Here is a 19,057-nt window from a genome sequence, read left to right as displayed (position 1 = left end):
GTCGGATCATATCCGGCTCTTTTTTTGTCCGTATTATTTTGATTTTAATAGCAGTTAATAAATTACTTATTATTTAACGCTAATCTACAGAAGCGTGCGCTTGTGATTATTACATTAGGGAAGTTATTAATTAGTCGATCCCGTGATAGGAAATAGTCGAGATTGTATTCGTCTAATGTTAACCGATCTAATAAAATAGGAGTTACGCTGGGCATAATAGGTCTTTTACATAGAAAGGATGATCGCAAATGACGGGACGGCTTTTTGGATTTACATGGAACTCCATTCGCTTCAAGCTCGTTTTCGGTCTGTTAGTGATTACATTGCCGACTGTAGCATTTCTCATATACAACAACAACTATGCAATCCGCGTCGTTCACAAGCAGGTCGCTGAATCCAACCGCAACTTGATTACGATGTACATGGAGCAAATCGATAGTAACCTGGACAATGTCGATAAATATATGACGAATCTTATCGTGAATGACCCGGATCTACAAGATATGGAATACCAAGCCTCCGAGCAGGCTCGTATCCTGGCTAAAGTCCGCTTGGACAACAGGATGAAAACAGACATAGCCAACTTCCAGTCAATCGATTCCATGTTTGTCTATTCGGTTCCGAACCAAGAGCTTTTGGAAGAATTTCAAGGATCCGAAAGCATGCAAGAAAGAGAAGGGATTCGCAGCTATATTCAAAAGCTTACCGACAACCTTCGGAGCGAAAAAGCATCGTTAAACAGGACGTGGTACAGCGAAAAAATTAATGGCGAGTACTACTTGTTCCGTGTTTTGCAAACAAGCGACAGCTATGTAGGTGCTTGGTTAAACATAGAGAGGCTTTCGGTACCCTTGAGCTTATTGAATCTCGGCAAGGACGGGATTTCGCTGTTCTCCACGGAGGAGGGAGAACCGATGATACATGCCGGAGAGGTGAAGGAGCACAACATCAATCTATCCAGGAATATGGAAGGTTATTACTTTTCAGGAGATAAGATCTCTTATTTGGTCCTTGGCCAACGGTCGACCAAAGGCGACTTTCGTTTGGTAGCGCTGATTCCGAATAAGCAAATGCTAGAGAATTTGCCGTATTTGAAGCGCATTGCGTCGATGATTCCGATTGCAGCCGTCATCTTGGTTCCGGTCTATTTGTTACTGCTGCGAAAGATGGTTCTCAGGCCCCTCAATCGGATTATAGTGGCCATGAAGCGAATCGGCGAGGGCAATTTAAACACACGTATCGACCCATTTCCGACATCCGATGAGTTCCTGCTTGTGAACGAGACGTTTAATCGAATGATGCAGCAAGTGCAGGAACTACGAATCAACGTATACGAAGAGCAGCTAAGCAAGCAGAAGGCGGAGCTGCAACACTTGCAGCTGCAGATTAATCCGCATTTTTATATGAATGCTTTAAACATTATATACAATCTAGCGTTGGTGCGAAATTACGAATTAATTCAAGAGATGGCACTAAATTTGGTGCGATACTTCCGCTACATGTTTCGAAGCAATCTGACGTTTGTCACGGTGAAGGACGAGCTCGAGCATGTGCGCAATTACATTCGGATTCAAGAACTAAGATTTCCCGATAGACTATCATTCGAGATAGCAGCTCCCGAATATTTGCTGGCCGCACGGATTCCGCCGCTTGTCATTCAGACATTTGTTGAAAATTCCATTAAGCATGCCATAGACTCCGACGTAAAAGTCAGGATCTCCGTTCGCATTAAATTAGAGGAGTCCGAATCGGAGCCGAGGCTTCTGATCAGTGTCCAGGACACAGGGAAAGGCTTCTCGAAGGAAGTTCTGGAGGAAATAAGAGCGGGAAATAGGATCATTGATGAACAAGGAGAACATATCGGAATTTGGAACGTTCAGCGAAGGCTTGGATTGCTGTATCCGGAAAAGGCTTATTTGCTCGCCTCAAACGCTGTGCCTTCCGGAGCGCTCATTGAGATGCTGATACCCTTGTAGACAAGCTTGTGATTAGAAAGGAGAACGATTGCTTATATGGCCAGACTTTTGATTGTTGACGATGAAATTCACTCGGTGGAAGGGATCAAGGCAGCTGCCCGGTGGGACAAGCTCGGCATCTCCAAGGTGCTTACCGCTTACGATATCCGACAGGCCAAAGAACGATTCGAGGCCGATTCTCCAATCGATATCATGCTGTGCGACATAGAAATGCCGTTGGGGAGCGGTCTTGAGCTTCTTGCCTGGGTTCGGGAGAATTATCCGGATACGGAATCGATTTTCTTGACGTGCCACGCAGACTTTCAATACGCCAAGCAGGCTATCCAGCTAGGCAGCTTCGATTATCTTTTGAAACCGATCCCAATTCCGGAACTCGAGAATGTTATTGCCAAAGCCGTAGCCAAGAAAGAAAAGGACAACAAAAAATCGGAGTACAGCCAGTACGGTCAATTCTGGGTTCAGCATCAACCGCTGCTTATCGAAAGATTCTGGCTGGATATTTTGAATCGAACCATTCCATCCCGTCCTGAAGCCATTCACCTGGCCGCGGAGGAACGCAACATCCCGTACCCGAAGGGGATGTTATTCGTTCCGTTACTGATTGTCGTAAAGCGATGGCATAAGGTCTTGAACAAGAGGGATGAGATTATACTCGAGTACGCACTTCGAAATTCCGCTGAGGAACTACTGATGAAGTTGGGCGAATACGGGCAATTGCTTCCTATTAATCAAGGTAATTTACTCGCGATTTTAACGTTTGAGACATGGAGTGACTACGAGCTGGAACGGCTCAGGAAAAGTTGCGAGACTTTCATAAACAGTTGCAATCAATATTTCTATTGCGATTTGAGCTGTTATGTGGGTCATCCGGTTCATGCATACGAATTGCCGTCCGTGACCGATCAATTATTGTCATTCGACCGTAACAACGTGGCATTCGATAACCGGGTTCATCTGTTGAACGGGCAATTAGCGGAACAGTTCCCTTCAAATGAGCCTGAGCTTCCGTTGTGGTCCGTTTTACTTTCGGAGAACGCTCCCGAGAAATTGTTGGAAGAAGTGACCGTTTTTTTGGAAAGATCAGCTCATGCCACAAGTTTGGATGCGAAACGATTGCATCAATTCCATCATGATTTTCTGCAGATGGTGTATTCCATGCTGCATACCAAGGGGATCCAGGCTCGTCAATTATTCAGTGACGATAAATCCGTTGAAATGTCGCAGAAAGCTTGCCGTTCGGTAAAAGAGATGCTCGAATGGTGCCGCCATATCGTAGCCAAAGCGGCGGAATGCCTTCGGTCCGTCGAACGCTCCGGATCAATCGTTGACCAAGCGACAGCGTACATTGTTCAAAACCTGGACAAACCTTTGGTACGTGATGAAATTGCCAAGCATGTTTTTTTAAATCCCGATTACTTAGACCGGATGTTTAAAAAGGAGATGGGGGTATCCGTCACGGAATATATCGTCCGGAAACGTATGGCCGTCGCCAGACAGCTGTTGAGTAAGACGGCTCTTCCCGTTCACGCGATTGCGAGTCAGGTTGGCTTTTCGAATTTTTCGCATTTTGCCCGCATTTTCAAAAAGCACGCGAACCGAAGTCCGCTTGAATTCCGACACGAGGAACAGGCTGGTACAAGCAGAGAAAAAGACCGTTGAGTGGTCGACGACGTGACAGGTAGAGGTCGATATCCGGGTAGTTGACCTTATTCAAGAAGTCCTATTATAGATGCAGAGCCGGGAAGCGCAACGGACCAAACGATTCGGACCTGGCTTATTCCAACGAAACGAGGGGACAAAATGAAACGAAAGATGATTATGCTTCATGCTTTGGTTACCATGATGCTTCTGCTTGCCGCATGTGGATCAAACAACGGGAATAACAGCAACTCGTCCGGGAACGGAGGGACCGAGGAATCCGGCGGAGGCGGAGGCAAGCCCTATGAACTGACGGTGGCCTATTTCTCGCTTGGCAGCGTACCGAAGGACCAATTGCTCATTGAGCAAGAGCTAAACAAGATCACAAAAACGAAAATTAACGCCACCGTAAAGCTGTTGCCGATCAGCATGAGCGCATGGCAAAACCAGATTAACTTAATGTTAACCAGCAACGAGAAGCTTGACCTAATGCCAATGTTAGGCACCACGTACGCGAATCAAGTCGCAAAAGGCCAGTTGGTCCAACTGGATGACTTACTCTCCAACCAGGGGAAAGGAATCGTGGAGGCGCTTGGTCCGGATTACGCGAATGCGGCTCAGATTAACGGAAAAACGTATGCTGTTCCAACGGTCCGCGACTTGGCGCAAAGCTATGGCTTCTATTTGAACAAAAATCTTGCCGACAAGTATAATCTTGATCTGAGCAAAGTGAAAACCTTAGACGATGTAGAGCCGATTCTCAAGACCGTTAAGGAAAACGAGCCGAATATGATTCCGATGGTCAACGCCACGAACGCTTCCCCGCTCTCTTCGTTCAGCACGCGGGATTCGCTTGGCGACGATATGGGCGTTCTGCTCAATAACGGACAAGATTTGAAAGTGGTGAATTGGTTCGAATCGGAAGAATACGCGGCAGAGTTGAAGAAAATGAGAGAATGGTACCTTGCCGGTTTTATCGCCAAGGATGCGGTTACGGTGAAGGAATCCAAATCCGAGATCATTAAAGCCGGCAAAGGAGCCGGAAGCCTTGCCGTCATGAAGCCCGGATTCAACGTACAGGAATCCCGCCAGAGCGGAACCCCGATCGTATCCGTCGAGATGCTCCCGCCTGTCGCGAAAACCAGTACGGTCACTAATATCATGTGGGGAATCGCAAGGAATTCCGGTAACCCGGAAAAAGCGATGCAGTTCTTGAACCTCATGTATACGGACAAGGAGGTTGTCAATCTGCTAGACTGGGGAATCGAGGGCAAGCATTATGTCAAAGTATCCGATAACGTCATTGATTACCCGCAAGGCGTAAACGCAAGCAACGTCGGTTATGCCGGAACAGGATGGTTGTTCGGAAACCAGTTCCTATCTTACGTATTCAACGGAGACGATGAGCAGCTCTGGGAAAAGATGAAGGCATTTAACGCCGGAGCAATCAAGTCCAAGGCACTAGGCTTTACGTTCGACTCTTCATCGGTCAAGACGGAATATGCCGCCGTCAGCAACGTTCTTAGCCAATACCGCATCGCGCTGGAGTGCGGGGCGCTCGATCCGGCCAAGGTTCTTCCCGAGTTCTTATCGAAGCTGAAAGATGCGGGTATCGGCAAGATCATCGCCGAGAAGCAGAAGCAACTGGATTCCTGGGCTGCCAAGAAAGGCACGGAAGGAAATAGAACATGACAAGCTTCTCGGTCAGAAGGTGGAAAAAGTTCGCTCCTTTGTTTTTATTGATGCTTCCCGGGCTCGCTTATTTGATCGTCAATAATTATCTTCCCATGTTCGGAATTATCATTGCCTTCAAAGATATCAGTTTCTCGAAGGGGATTCTCGGCAGCGATTGGATCGGGTTCAAGAACTTTGAATATCTGTTCAAGACGGAGGATGCCTACATCATTACGCGTAATACCATTCTCTATAACGGATTTTTCATCATCGTAAACACGATCGGAGCCCTTGGCCTCGCGATACTGTTAAACGAAATACGGAAAAAGTTTTTCCAACGGTTCTATCAGAGCATCATCATTTTACCGCACTTGATTTCGATGGTAATCGTGAGTTATCTTGTGTTCGCCATGCTAAGCAGCGATACGGGATTTGTCAATAAATCGATTCTCCCGCTATTTGGCGCAAGCGATATATCCTGGTACTCGAGCAAGCAATATTGGCCTTATATTCTGACCATCGTCAATGTGTGGAAAGGCATCGGTTACTTGAGCGTCGTTTATTTGGCGTCCATCATCAGCATCGATCCGGAATATTACGAAGCGGCGACACTCGACGGCGCTTCGAAATGGAATCAAATCCGCACGATAACGGTTCCCCTCATTATACCCGTGATTACTATGATGACGCTGCTATCCATCGGTCGCATATTTTACTCCGATTTCGGGCTGTTCTACCAAGTTCCAATGGATTCGGGCATTTTATCGGAGACGACCAATGTCATCGATACTTACGTCTATCGCGCTCTCATGAACTTGGGCGACATCGGGATGTCATCCGCTGCAGGAGTGTATCAATCGATCGTTGGGTTTATTCTGGTCATTATTTCCAACTTTGCGGTACGTAAATTCAGCAAAGACAATGCTTTATTCTAAACGGAGGTGACTCTTGATGCCGAACGACAGCAGATGGGTCAGATGGGTCGCACATTCAGTCTTGATGGGTTTCTCGATTGTTTGCATCGTTCCATTTGTGCTCTTGGTGATGGCATCGCTTTCAAGCGAAAGCAGCATCATTCAACATGGTTATTCATTCTTCCCTCAACAGTTCAGCAGCAAGGCTTACGATTATTTATGGTCTCATTGGGGCGAGCTCGGACACGCTTACGGGATAACGGTGCTGATTACGGTGGTCGGCACTGTTGCCAGCCTGGCAATGACATCCATGCTGGCGTATCCGATGTCGCGTCAGGATATTCCGCTGCGAAATTTCTGGGCATTCCTCGTGTTTTTTACGCTTCTGTTTAATGGAGGACTCGTGCCGTCCTATTTAATTTACACGCAGGTGTTTGAGATCAAGAATACGATCTGGGCACTGGTTGTTCCGGGTTTGCTCATGAACGGATTTTATGTGCTGCTGGTCCGGACGTTCTTCGCGACCTCGGTTCCCCCTGCCTTGATCGAGGCAGCTCAAATCGACGGAGCGGGGGAGATCAAGGCATTTTATAAAATTGTTCTCCCTCTGTCGATGCCTATCATGGCTACGATCGGTTTGTTCGAAGCGATTCTTTACTGGAACGATTGGTTTAACGGGATGACGTACGTGACCGATCCGAAGTTGTTCAGCATCCAGAACATACTAAACCGAATGATCTCGGATATTCAGTTCCTTGCGAACAACAGCAATCTTTCCTCTACAGCAGGCGATGCAATGTCGGAACTGCCTGGATCGTCGGTACGAATGGCCATTGCGGTAATCGGAGTCCTCCCGATTCTGATCATCTATCCGTTCTTCCAGAAATATTTCATCAAGGGCATCACGATCGGCGCCGTGAAGTAATAGGGTGGCAGCTCGAATAGGGAGGAACATCTCGATCGGAACTTGGAGCAAATTAATGGAGAAACTAGAAACGGGGAGCGGCGAATAAGATGTCTCATGCGATATCATTAAACGATAACTGGATTTTTACCACAACAGACGATTCTGCTTATCAGCTCAAGCCTATTACGGAGGGACACATGGTTTCGCTCCCTCATACCTGGAATCAAACGGACGGTCAAGGGGGCGCAGATTCCTATTTTCGCGGTTCCTGCTGGTATCAGAAAGGATTGATTGTCTCCCCGGAGGACTTAACCAAGCATATATACCTGGAGATCGGAGCGGCTGGAAATATCGGGCACGTGTATGTCAATGGCCGATTAGCCGGGGAAAGCCGCTGCGGTTATGCCATGTTTCGCGTACTGCTGACCCCGTATCTGAAGGAAGGGGAGAACCTCATCGCGATTCAGGTGGACAACCGTCAACATAACGAGGTGTTTCCTCTCATGGCCGACTTTACTTTCTATGGAGGCCTGTATCGGGAAGTTAAGCTTTTCTACATGGACGATATTCATTTTGAGATGACGGACAACGGACGCGACGGTATTTATTTGACTCCAAAGAAATTGGAAGGACGAACCTTCGAATTGCTGGTTGAAGGCCAAGTTGCCAATCGGTCCGCAATGCCTGAAAAAGGAGAGATCAGGGTTCGGCTTCAGGATCAAGATGGAATAACCGTATTGGAAGACGTTATGCAGCTGGCGTTTGAGGATCAAACGAAGTTTGCAATGCGAAGCGAGCTTATAGATCCGATCCTGTGGGAAGGGGTAGAACGGCCCTATTTATACTCGGCAACCATTGAAGTCATCGTAGGGGGACGGATTAGGGATTCCCGGAACATTTCAGTCGGCTTTCGAACGATTGAGGTCACAACGGATCGCGGATTTCTCTTAAACGGCAAACCGGTCAAGTTAAACGGCGTGTGCCGCCACCAGGATTTCGGCGGCAGGGGCAACGCCATAACGAAAGAGCATATGGAATTGGACATGTCCTTGATCCGCGAAATTGGAGCGAATAGCATTCGGCTCGCCCATTACCAGCATGACGATTATTTTTACAGCTTGTGCGATCGTTACGGATTGTTGGTATGGGCCGAGATTCCCTTCATCAGTATCCCTTCCGCCCAGGACCCCGAGAGTCGGAATGCGGAGGAGCAATTGGAAAGGCTCATCAAGCAAGCTTACAACCATTGCTCCATCTATTGCTGGGGGGTTCAAAACGAAATTACGATCGCGGTTGAAAACGAGCATACTCACCGGTCGATTCAGAAATTGGTTCGATATGCGAGAGCTTTGGATCCGAATCGTTTGACCGCGCAGGCGAATATCTACAGCGTCGAGAATGAAAGTGTCATCAATCGGTATACGGATCTTGTAGGATACAATTTGTATTACGGCTGGTATTACGGAGAGATTAAGGATTTGGCCGACCGTTTCGATGCGTTTCATCAAGCTCAGCCGGATGTTCCGCTAATCTTGTCCGAGTATGGCGTGGATACCAATCCTAAGTATCATTCCTATACGCCTCAAGTTCAAGATTACACGGAAGAATACCAGCTTCTATTCCATCGCCATGCGATTGAAGCAATGAGCTCGAGACCGTTCGTTCAGGGCGGGTACGTCTGGAACATGTTCGACTTCGGAAGCGCAAATCGGCGGGAAGGAGGAGAGACCGGCAAAAATCAGAAGGGGCTTGTGACGATCGATCGCGCCTTGAAGAAGGATGCCTTCTATCTTTATAAGGCTTACTGGTCGAAGGAGCCTTTCGTTCATTTGGCCGGCCGGCGCTTCGTGAATCGGCATCAAGAGCTCAACGACATCGTGATCCTGTCGAACTTGAGGCGGGTCCGTGTTTATCTGAACGGGATTCTCCTGACGGAGATTTCGAACGAAGAACCGGTGAAAATTGTGAAAGATGTCTCTTTGGCTATCGGAGAACACCTATTGCAAGTAGAGGCAACGGATGAGCTTGGCCATGTTTATCGCGATGAAATTCAGCTATGCCGCGTGATGGAGATCGACTCGAGTTATATCCATGTGAAAAAAGAAGAATCCGGGAATGTCGTTAATTGGTTTGAGAAATTCGATCTGTCTAACGCGGAAAGCATTGAATTGAAGGAAGGTTACTATTCGACCTTCGATACGTTCGATGAATATGATGGCAACGAAGAAGCAAAACGAGTATTCCTCAAATACTTCGGAGACATGACGAACAATCCTTTCTTCGAAGTAACGAAAAACGTTATGTCGATCGAGAAGTTTGCGCAAATTACAAATATTCCACCGGAATTATTGGCAGTCATTAATAGGGAATTGAATGTAATCAAAAAGGTGACGTAATGGATAAAAGCCGCGAAAAAACGCGGCTTTTTCCTATTTTCGATTACGGACATAAAATCACTCTACACATCCACAACTTAGGAAAGGAATATGGATAGCTCCTTTTATGTAGCCGCGTTCTAAGCTTAACTTCCTCAAATAGGCCTTTTCTCAATTCGAAAAATCACTTCCGGAACAACGAGAATAAATGCAATTGCCCCGTAAAGTCCTATCGTATAACTCGTTACATAGGTAATGCCAATCATCTTGTGCAGGATGAAGGTGAACAGATGAATCAGCATATTCGTAAAGCAGAAGGCGTAGCTGCGGATCATCCACCGGCGATGCGGAGAAACCCGTTTTTTCCGGATGTGAACAATCGCTGTTGTTGTGATAGCCAGCCAAATCAGATTAAGCAAATTAAAACCCATGCTGCTTATTTTTCCTCCTGTTGCATAAGGGGCCATGTATCCGGAGGTCAGCACCACCATCAGTACGGAAGTTACATAGATGTATCCGTTCGAGCGATGTAACCGGGGGTGCTTCATATAACTGCCGGTCCAGAAGTTGAGAAGCCCCGAGGCCATTGCGACGCAGGCGAACGCGATATGAACGTACATAACCATTAACCAGGCTGACGTATTAAGCTCCCGCGTTAGATCTGTCTTGTGGCCTAGGAATGCCTCCGCGCCCGGATCGATCATGTAATTGTTGGCCAGCGAATAGAGGATGTAAATAGCGCAAACAGACGAAACCAGCTTGTAGAAAGATAGATTTTTAATCAATGCTTCCCGTAACCTCCCTTTGATATAAAACCGCTAATCCGAAGGATAGCAGGAAAGTCTCTCGAATGAAGCGCACAAATGATCACAAAATAATAAACAAACCGTCACAATATGCGAAGAGCTCGTTTTTTCCGGGACGAAGATGGTACACTTTTGATCGTGGGCATACTTGGATTGAAGGCGGGATGGACATGAATAAGGAAGAACCGATCGTCTTGGTCGTGGATGACGATCAGAGCATCGTCGATTTATTGAGAGACTTTTTGGAAAACGATCATTTCGGGGTTTTGACGGCTAACGACGCGGTGGAGGCATGGACCATCCTGCAGCAGAATTCCGTTCATTGCATCATTCTGGACATTATGATGCCGGGACAAACTGGATTTGAGCTTTGCCGGCGAATTCGGGCGGAGAGCAGCATCCCCATATTGTTTTTGAGCGCTCGCGGCGAAGATGTCGATAAGATTCGCGGCCTTACGCTTGGCGGGGACGATTATATTGTAAAAACCGCTTCGCCCGGAGAGATTGTGGCTCGGGTGAAAGCCGTTCTACGGCGTACGGGAACAACGCAATTCAATCAGAATCAAGTGCTCGAATATGGCCGAATTAAGCTTGATGCGAGTACGAGGGAAGTATTCGTGGGTCAAGCGAATGTATCGCTAACGCCCAAGGAATTCGAGCTGTTGCGATTATTTCTGGAGCACCCGAAGCAGGTGTTTACCTATGACCAGCTGCTGGAGAAGTTCTGGGAGGGCATTGGGGACAAACATACCATACGCGTCCATTTGAGCCGTCTACGCGAGAAGATCGAGCTAGATTCCGGTCAGCAGCAGCTTATTAATATATGGGGCGTTGGTTACCGCTTCGAGGGTGTGTAGGATGCAAAAGCTTCGTCTTCGTACGCATTCCTTGCTTAGCTTGGGATTGCTTCTGCTGCTGCCTTGGATTTTCTTTGTCATTGTATTTTTCATTACGACTAAATCGCTGCATATTAGAGAGGACCGGACGGATTCCTACGCGGTTCCCATGGCGGCTGCTTTCGCGGGGCTGCTGGTTGCTTTCGTTATTGTTGGCTGGCAAATGCGGAGGCTTCTTCTAAAGCCCCTTGAGGGGCTGGGCTTAGCAGCACGAAAGATAGCGGGAAGCGAGTGGGACATCGAGCTGCCCCAATCGAACATTAGGGAAATTTCGGAGGTTCGAAACGGATTTGAATTAATGGTGAACGAGCTTCAATACTCGCATTTAAAGCAGGCAAAGCTGGAGGAAGAGAGGCGATTCGTCATCGCGGCCGTCGCGCATGACTTGCGGACTCCGTTATTTGCCTTACGCGGATATTTGGACGGGCTTGAGCAAGGCATAGCGCAAACACCGGAACAAATGTCGAAATACGTAGCCGTATGCAAGCAGAAATCGGCGCAATTGGACCGGTTGGTCGAGGACCTTTTCGCTTTTACCCGAATGGAATATCAGGAGGCCGAATTGATTAGAGCTCCGATAGATTTTGGAAGCATTATTCAAAAATCGATGGAAAGCTTGGAGCCGCAAGCAAAAGCAAAGCAAATCTCCCTTCTTCTCCATTCAATGCCGGACGATTGCGCGGTTCGCGGCGATTCGCATCTGCTCGAGCGCGCAATAAGCAATTTACTGGATAATGCCGTTCGGCATACACCCGATTGCGGACGGATTTACGTTCAATATTGGATAGAGAAGGATCGGGTGTCTTTCACGATCCACGATTCCGGGCAGGGCTTTTTAACGGAAGAGCAGGAACAGGTATTTGAACCGCTTTACAGGGGAGAGAAGTCAAGGAACCGCGCAACCGGAGGCGCGGGTTTGGGGTTAACCATATCGCGCCGAATTATTCGCCAGCATGGTGGCGAATTAGCCGCGAGCAATCATCCAGCAGGAGGGGCCCTTCTTTCGGGCTGGATTCCTGCCGATGATCGCTGCTAAACAAATCAAAGAGATAGACGGCAAAATCAAATCCCGGTATGATGCTTGCGTTCGCTGGAGGAGTCCCGCTTCGTGCGGTACTTCTCCTTTTCGTCCTGCTGCTCAATGGTCTGATCCTCAACGGGGATCGGATCAACCGTGCGTTCGCTAACGAACTTGTCGAATAGGCTCTCCTTCTCCGTTGGCACTCCCTCCGGGTTATCACGGTTGCCCTGCTGCACGCGCCTGCGGTCGGCGCTTCGCTCGAATTCGTTCATCGTTGTCACCTCGCATCAATTTATATCTATTCTTACCCGGTTTTGAACCGTACTCAAACGTGGAATGCGCCTGTTAATTTCCGTAGACTCATACTAGCGTTTTTCGCCCCTAGCATTGTTCATATTTTAGTAGTGCCTTCAATTACGGAATATGTTACTTTTATAAGTAATTTCCATTATTGAATTGGAGGCATGACAATGAAATTTGAGTGGTTGAATGAGAGTGAAATCCATGAAACGGAAGGCAGAATAGAAATACAGGCAACGGCGAAGAGCGATTTTTTCATTAATCATGGAGCAATAGCCGATGAAGGAATCACGCCGGAATCACTTTGTAATGCGCCGTTTTACTATACAGAAATATCCGGAGACTTTGTGATGCGGGTAAAGGTATCGCATGATTTCAAAGATACATACGATTCCGCCTCCATCATGGTAATGAAGGATCTCACGCATTGGGCAAAGGCTTGCTTTGAATTAACGGATTTTGATACTCATGCGGTTGTTAGTGTGGTGACGAAGGAAGAATCGGATGATGCGAACGGCTGCAATATCGATGATCACACGGTATGGCTGCAGGCGTGCAGAAGCGGGAACTCATTTGCATTCCATTACTCTGCGGATGGGGAAAACTTTTATATGATGCGATTTTTCGCTTTGCCTGCGGATGAGACGGTCAAGGTGGGGCTATTGGCACAAGCACCGTTAGGAAACGGCGGCAAGAGAATTTACGAGAATCTATCGATCGAGAGAAAAACGGTCAAAAATATTCGCATGGGCAAATAAGGTTTGCCTTACCGCAATAAATTAGCCTCCCTTCACTTATCGGACGGTTTTGACGAGGCAGCGCTGAGGGAGTTAAACGGTTGAAGGGGATGAACTGCACTCTAAATGGTTAGATACCATTGTCTTGGAGAGCAGTTCATGCCTTTTTTTAATAGGTTCAGCAGCACGCTCCCTTGATAGCCAAGCGAGGCCGCAAATTTCCCTTGTGCGTTAATAAGGTTGTTCCTAATAAACGAAAGCTTTTCCGCTTCTTGGAGTCATAATCGGCTTCACTTCAAACTTGGCGTAAGCACCTCCTCGTAAATTCCTCGCTATCATTTCTTGGAAGCTGCAAAAAATGGATTAAACGGTTGGAATGGTTCCTCCGTCAATGACATACTCGCTGCCGTGAATAGCCGCTGCGCGGTCCGAAGCGAGGAATGCAGCGAGCTCGGCAACCTCATCCGGCATTCCCGGGCGGCCAAACGGAATGCCTCCAAGAGAATCCATCAGCTGCTTCAGCGCCGCTTCGCGGCTTCCCGCCGTTACGGCGAGACGATCGATCAGCCGGTCCGCGGCTTCCGTTTGCACAAAGCCAGGTGCAATGGTATTAATGCGGATTCCTTTGGGGGCGAACTCGTTGGATAAACCTTTGCTGTAGGCGGTCAAAGCTGCTTTTGCCGCAGCGTATGCCAATGTTGATTCATAAAGGGGTATCGTCCTTTGAATAGAGCTGACATGTATAATGACGCCCTTGCTTTGTTCCAGCATGACCGGAATCAGGCTGCGGTCCAAACGGACGGAGCCAAGCAGGTTCGTATTCAATTCCTCCAGCCAATGCTCCTCGGTTAACGCGAGTGCCCCGCCGGCAGGGGAGCTTGAACCGCCCACCGTATTGATCAGAATGTCAATTCCTCCGAGCTTTTTATGAACAGCATCAACAATGGCAGCTGTTCCTTCCGGTTTCGTAACGTCGGCTTGCACAAAATAAACGTTCGGAATGGGGTAGTCTTCCGGTACATTGCGCGCTGTCGTAAGGACAGTCGCTCCGGCTCCGGCCATTCGCTTCACGATAGCAAGGCCCATTCCTTGCGTTCCTCCCGTAACTAATGCCCGTTTTCCTTGGAATTCGTTCTCAAAAGATGCATAGTTCATCTAAAAATCCTCCTTGTTTTGGTTAGGCTCATTTCCACGGGTTTAAGTTTACTCTTTATCGAAAAATAAATATAATTTATATTTATAATCATTTTCATTACTAAAACGAATGAGTATAAGCCGTAGGAGTGTAGAGCCATGGAATTGACCCAATTGGAATATTTTTTGAAAGTTGCGAGAATGGAGCATTTAACAAGAGCCGCTGAATCCTTATCCATTACTCAGCCTGCTCTCAGCCATTCGATCTTGAAGCTGGAAACCGAGCTTGGTGTTCCTTTGTTCGAACGGAAAGGAAGAAACCTCAAGATCAACCGGTACGGAATGATGTTCTCCAAGCATGTGGAGAAGATCCTGCAGCAAGTAGAGCGCGGAAAAAAAGAGATCGAGGAGCACTCCAATCCGGAATCCGGCGTGATCCATCTGGCTTATTTAAATATACTCGGGGTTGATCTGATCCCTAAGCTTATCCGGGAGTATCAGCTTGCAAACCCGGCCATCACCTTTGAGCTGTCGCAAGGCGACAAGGGAACTATTCTGAACCAGGTTGAGGAGGGGCATTCCGATCTTATGATTACTTCCGAAAAACCGGTAAACGAAACCTATGAATGGGTACCGTTGTTATCGCTTCCGCTCTATCTGGTCGTCTCGGAGGAACATCGGTTAGCGAATGAAGCATCCGTTCAATTGGGAGAGATTGCGGGGGAGCCGTTTGTTGGCTTGAAGCATAACTGCAGCTTGAGAAACTCGTTGCTTGCCCGGGTTCATCATCAGAATTTCACTCTTGCCTCCACCTATGACGCGGAGGATCTTCAGACGGTGGCCGGCTTTGTAGCGGCGGGACTTGGGATATCGGTGCTGCCGCAAACTGCCGGTTTAAATCTAAACGGTATAAAATGGATCCCGATTGCGGAGGAGGGATGGCGCTGGGAGGTTGGGTTGCATCTCAAAAAGGAACGATTCCTGTCCCCGGCCACAGCGCGGTTTGTTGGATTCATTAAGGAAAAGGCCGGTTTTTAAACGGTATACCTTATGCTGTCCAAAAAAAATTTATGATGAAATGAACTTTCTACGCCCCAACGTGCTCTTATCTATGAAAGGGGAGAGAACATGAGTGTAAGCCGGTTAGTCAGACAAGCCCAAAAAGGCAATAAAGATGCTTTATTGCAGCTAATCATGGCCGATCAGGACGCGTACTATCGCCTTGCTTATACCTATATGGGGAACGAGCACGATGCGCTGGATGCGATGGAGGATATGATTGTTACCTTATACGAAAAGATTGATCAGCTTCAAAAGAGCGAAGCCTTTTACAGCTGGAGCAAAACGATTCTGGTGAATCGCTGCAAGGCTATGCTTCGCAAGAACGGGAAGTTCACGCCGCTTGAGGACGGGCAGGAAGCAGGCGTCTACGGTTTAACGGAAGATAATCCGTATCGCGGCACGGAATCCGAGATGGATATGCAGACGCTGCTCTCCCATCTGAATGCCCATCAGCGGGAAGCTATCGAGCTTCGTTATGTGCATGACTTTCCTTATCAGACGATAGCGGACATGACAGGGGTACCGCTCGGGACGATCAAATCAAGAATTTCGCAGGGCATTGAAAAATTGAAGGTGATTATCGGAGGTGATCGTTATGAATGCGATTGAGGATAAAATCCAAGAGCACAAACAAAATTTGAGTCAGATCAAGGCTCCCATTGAATTGGAGGATCGGCTGCGGCAGGCTCTCCACCGGATTCCCGAGAAAAAGCGCAGAAATAACAAGGCTCTTATGTGGAGCATCTCGGCTGCTGCGGCTCTGCTGATCCTCGTGTCCACGTATCAATACCCGGCATTTGCGTACCTTGGAGGCAAGCTGCTTAACAGGGTAGAGCTAAGCTCGCTAAGCTTCGCCGAGGTTGCGGAGCAGGGGTACGGACAATCCATTAACAAGAGCAAAACGTTCAAGGATGGCACCGTCACTACGATTAACGGGGTTATTGCCGACGATAACGCCTTTCTTATGTATTACACCATCAAGCTCCCTGAGGGCGTAACGTTTAAATCTGATGAATTTATCCGTTACGGTGTTAATAAAATAAAAGGATTTTTGACGAATTCCAATATGACGGAAGGCGCAGGCAATTACAGCAAGGATAAAACACAGTTCCAAGGGGTCTATAAATTCGAGCCTGTAAATCCGTTTTCCCGAACGCTAACAGCCCATTTCAGTGAGAGGCTGGATAGCGGCGAGCAGGAAATACTGCCGATCTCCTTCAAATTTGAGGCCAATAAGGCGATGAAAAGCATCATTAACGAGAAAATTTCCAAAACGGTGGCAGTTGATGAGGGAACGGTTCATTATGACGCCATCGTAGCTTCGCCGACTTCAACGGTCATACGAGGACATTACGAACTGAATAATAATGGCGGGTACCCGAGGTTCCCGGGCAAAACAAAGCTTTTTGTTAACGGTACCGAGGTTGAATCCTTTGGCTACCGGTCGGGCGGGCTAGACGGAAAAAACAGCCCAACGTTTGAGTTTAATTACGATGTGCTCCCAACGGATAAGATTAAATCGCTGGAAATCGTACTCGATAAATTCAGCGGTTACCGGAAGATAACGGAGCCGATTCCGCTGACTTCGCCTTCCGACCGTTCCATGAAAATCAATAACGAGAAGTTATGGATCCGAAGCGTAACGAAAACAGGAAGCGGCTACGACATCGTTATCGCCAGAAAAGAATTTACGATCCTGGATACCGATGATTTATCGGTGCAAGCCGGCGGCAAAAAAATCCCGATTGCTTCGATTTCCGTCTCGCGTCCTTGGGATCTGGGGAACGGGAATGTGTTAAGAGAGCAGACTTACTCCGTTCAGACGCAGGATAAACCGGAGTTTCTGCTATTAGAGGGTTTCCATTACATTAAGGAGTATAATACAAAGATATCCATTCCCATTGATACGAATTAAGGCTGTGTTCCGAGAAGGGAGAGGGAAGATTTGACTTCGTTTTTTGCGCGCTACGTGAAAGAAGAATTTATTCCCTACTCCGCTTCGCACATCGTTATGCTTGCCGCATTGGTGGTGCTGGCGCTTCTTCTATATGGCTTTCGGGAGCGAATCCGGAGCAATGCTCACGTAAAAACCATGATCCGGTACAGTATCCTGCTGGGCCTTCTCGCACCTCAAATTCTTCTTTATTATTGGTATGCCATCGTGGGGCTGTGGAGCGTCAAATATACGCTTCCGCTTGAGCTCTGCAGTATATCGCAAATGCTTGCGATCATAATGCTGTTCACGCGAAGCAAACTACTGTATCAGATTGTCTTTTTCGCCGGTATTGGCGGCGCGATGCAAGCGATGCTGACGCCGGATTTGGATTATCCGTATCCGCATTTCCGGTTTTTTCACTTCTTTATCGTGCATATCGCCATTATTCTTGCTCCTCTTTATATGACTTGGATCGAGGGCTTTCGGCCGACATGGAAATCCGTTTGGCTTACGATGATTTTTCTGAACATTCTTCTCGTTGCGGTGGGAGGAGCGGATTACTGGCTGGATGCCAACTATATGTTCCTGAGGGAAAAGCCCCAAGGCGCATCCCTATTGGATTTATTGGGGCCGTATCCCTATTATTTGATAGCGGAAGAGGGTATTGCTCTTGTTCTATTCTCCTTGATGTACCTGCCCTTTATTCCATGGAGAAGACGGCAGAGCTGAGGCTATGCCGTTACCTGTATAGAAGGAATGATAAACAATTAGGGAGAGCCGGTTTATTAACCGGTTCTTTTTTTGCTGGCCCGGATAAAAAAAAGGGGGTCCAACGTCATTTTCATGACTTATGGGACACCCCTTTCCATTATTTAGTCTTCCTTAGGTATAAAATCGAAGATTTCTCCGGATTCGAACGAATCGATTAAACGGTGCAGCCAGCGGTAGTATTTGAGAGCTTCGTTAATTTTCTGCTCATCGATTGAAGTGATTTCCTGCAAGGTGCTGTTATCGGGATCTGATGCTTGAAGCGCGCGAAGCTCTTTCAACGACTTCTGAAGAGAAGACATGTTGCTTTCCACGGCTTTCCGCCATTTTATCGAGAAGAAGTCCGTAAAGTTCTGGTACCAGTCGGGAACAACCTCATAGAAGTCCTTCCTCGAGCCTTTGCCCCATACCTTATCGATCATCTTCAAATCCATTAACGTCCGCATGCCGGTGCTCATGGATGTTTTGCTCATTCCCATCTGCTGGCTCATTTGATCCAGGGTAATGGGGTCGTTCTGAAAATACATATAACCGTAAAGATGACCAATTGATAATGTTATGCCGTAAAGATCCATGTTTTTTCCGATCGAGTCAATCACACGCTGGCGTGATACGTGCAGCGACCGTGATTGCTCAGGCGTTAAGCCGCCTATATTTTCGTCCATAATTGCCTCCTGGGTCACCTTGTCACACTTCATTTGTTATTGTAAGCCGATCTGAAATTAAAAGTAAAGCATTCATTTCCATAAGCATTATGGAGGAAATGGAAGGGATCAGGAGTATTCGTATTGTACAGTTTAAACTGTACGTAAATTACGTACGGATATTAACGTTGACTAATGATGGCCAAAAGGCCTAAACTGGCGTCAGACCAAAAAAAGTAAGCTCATGCTTGCGAAGCAATAGGGAGGGA

At 47.4% G+C, this 19,057-nt stretch carries 17 protein-coding genes; 13 read left to right on the top strand and 4 right to left on the bottom strand.

What is annotated here, in order from left to right; translation table 11 throughout:
* The first annotated feature begins 248 nt into the window (after positions 1–248).
* From FHT67_RS16655 to FHT67_RS16630, 6 genes are all read left to right on the top strand, one after another.
* On the top strand, positions 249–1,976 hold the full coding sequence (locus FHT67_RS16655) for a sensor histidine kinase (protein WP_132307483.1): 1,728 nt from the start codon (positions 249–251) through the stop codon (positions 1,974–1,976).
* A 36-nt stretch (positions 1,977–2,012) separates the two neighbouring features.
* Positions 2,013–3,635: a response regulator transcription factor gene (locus tag FHT67_RS16650; protein ID WP_167199985.1), complete on the top strand. Its 1,623-nt coding sequence runs from the start codon at positions 2,013–2,015 to the stop codon at positions 3,633–3,635.
* Between the two features lie 141 nt (positions 3,636–3,776).
* Positions 3,777–5,306 (top strand): ABC transporter substrate-binding protein, encoded by a 1,530-nt coding sequence (locus FHT67_RS16645; protein ID WP_167199982.1) that lies wholly within the window; start codon positions 3,777–3,779, stop codon positions 5,304–5,306.
* Positions 5,303–6,223: an ABC transporter permease gene (locus FHT67_RS16640; protein WP_167199979.1), complete on the top strand. Its 921-nt coding sequence runs from the start codon at positions 5,303–5,305 to the stop codon at positions 6,221–6,223. The genes FHT67_RS16645 and FHT67_RS16640 overlap by 4 nt, the downstream gene beginning before the upstream one ends.
* Before the next feature lie 16 nt (positions 6,224–6,239).
* Positions 6,240–7,127, top strand: coding sequence for a carbohydrate ABC transporter permease (locus FHT67_RS16635; RefSeq protein WP_132307475.1), 888 nt, complete (start codon positions 6,240–6,242; stop codon positions 7,125–7,127).
* A gap of 89 nt (positions 7,128–7,216) precedes the next feature.
* A complete protein-coding gene (locus FHT67_RS16630; protein ID WP_167199976.1) occupies positions 7,217–9,505 on the top strand; it encodes a glycoside hydrolase family 2 protein in 2,289 nt (762 codons plus the stop codon).
* Between the two features lie 134 nt (positions 9,506–9,639).
* Here the strand turns inward: FHT67_RS16630 and FHT67_RS16625 are convergent, their stop codons facing one another.
* Positions 9,640–10,269 (bottom strand): DUF2306 domain-containing protein, encoded by a 630-nt coding sequence (locus FHT67_RS16625; RefSeq protein WP_167199973.1) that lies wholly within the window; start codon positions 10,267–10,269, stop codon positions 9,640–9,642.
* Positions 10,270–10,460: 191 nt separating this feature from the next.
* Here FHT67_RS16625 and FHT67_RS16620 point away from each other — a divergent pair, with 191 nt between their 5' ends.
* Together FHT67_RS16620 and FHT67_RS16615 are read left to right on the top strand one after the other, a co-directional pair.
* The gene (locus FHT67_RS16620; protein WP_167199970.1) at positions 10,461–11,147 is read left to right on the top strand and encodes a response regulator transcription factor; all 687 of its coding nucleotides are present in this window, start codon (positions 10,461–10,463) and stop codon (positions 11,145–11,147) included.
* 1 nt (position 11,148) lies between these two features.
* Positions 11,149–12,222 (top strand): sensor histidine kinase, encoded by a 1,074-nt coding sequence (locus tag FHT67_RS16615; protein ID WP_167199968.1) that lies wholly within the window; start codon positions 11,149–11,151, stop codon positions 12,220–12,222.
* A gap of 26 nt (positions 12,223–12,248) precedes the next feature.
* On the opposite strand, the gene FHT67_RS16610 is transcribed toward FHT67_RS16615, so the two are convergent.
* The gene (locus FHT67_RS16610) at positions 12,249–12,479 is read right to left on the bottom strand and encodes a hypothetical protein (protein WP_132307465.1); all 231 of its coding nucleotides are present in this window, start codon (positions 12,477–12,479) and stop codon (positions 12,249–12,251) included.
* Positions 12,480–12,677: 198 nt separating this feature from the next.
* Between FHT67_RS16610 and FHT67_RS16605 the strand changes: the two genes are divergently transcribed.
* Positions 12,678–13,265 (top strand): DUF1349 domain-containing protein, encoded by a 588-nt coding sequence (locus FHT67_RS16605; protein WP_167199966.1) that lies wholly within the window; start codon positions 12,678–12,680, stop codon positions 13,263–13,265.
* 342 nt (positions 13,266–13,607) lie between these two features.
* On the opposite strand, the gene FHT67_RS16600 is transcribed toward FHT67_RS16605, so the two are convergent.
* Positions 13,608–14,399 (bottom strand): SDR family oxidoreductase, encoded by a 792-nt coding sequence (locus FHT67_RS16600; RefSeq protein ID WP_167199963.1) that lies wholly within the window; start codon positions 14,397–14,399, stop codon positions 13,608–13,610.
* A 138-nt stretch (positions 14,400–14,537) separates the two neighbouring features.
* Between FHT67_RS16600 and FHT67_RS16595 the strand changes: the two genes are divergently transcribed.
* The 4 genes from FHT67_RS16595 to FHT67_RS16580 all read left to right on the top strand — a co-directional run bounded on the left by FHT67_RS16595 (position 14,538) and on the right by FHT67_RS16580 (position 18,105).
* The gene (locus FHT67_RS16595) at positions 14,538–15,416 is read left to right on the top strand and encodes a LysR family transcriptional regulator (protein WP_132307459.1); all 879 of its coding nucleotides are present in this window, start codon (positions 14,538–14,540) and stop codon (positions 15,414–15,416) included.
* A gap of 90 nt (positions 15,417–15,506) precedes the next feature.
* Positions 15,507–16,049, top strand: a complete 543-nt coding sequence (locus FHT67_RS16590) for an RNA polymerase sigma factor (protein ID WP_132307457.1) — start codon at positions 15,507–15,509, stop codon at positions 16,047–16,049.
* Positions 16,036–17,355 (top strand): DUF4179 domain-containing protein, encoded by a 1,320-nt coding sequence (locus tag FHT67_RS16585; RefSeq protein ID WP_167199961.1) that lies wholly within the window; start codon positions 16,036–16,038, stop codon positions 17,353–17,355. Before FHT67_RS16590 ends, FHT67_RS16585 begins: the two co-directional genes overlap by 14 nt.
* A gap of 30 nt (positions 17,356–17,385) precedes the next feature.
* Positions 17,386–18,105, top strand: coding sequence for a YwaF family protein (locus FHT67_RS16580; protein WP_167199959.1), 720 nt, complete (start codon positions 17,386–17,388; stop codon positions 18,103–18,105).
* 143 nt (positions 18,106–18,248) lie between these two features.
* On the opposite strand, the gene FHT67_RS16575 is transcribed toward FHT67_RS16580, so the two are convergent.
* A complete protein-coding gene (locus tag FHT67_RS16575; RefSeq protein ID WP_167199956.1) occupies positions 18,249–18,809 on the bottom strand; it encodes a GbsR/MarR family transcriptional regulator in 561 nt (186 codons plus the stop codon).
* Between the last annotated feature and the right edge of the window lie 248 nt (positions 18,810–19,057).

Source organism: Paenibacillus sp. BK720, assembly GCF_011761545.1.
GTDB lineage: Bacteria > Bacillota > Bacilli > Paenibacillales > Paenibacillaceae > Pristimantibacillus.
This window is presented reverse-complemented; position numbering and strand designations above follow the sequence as displayed.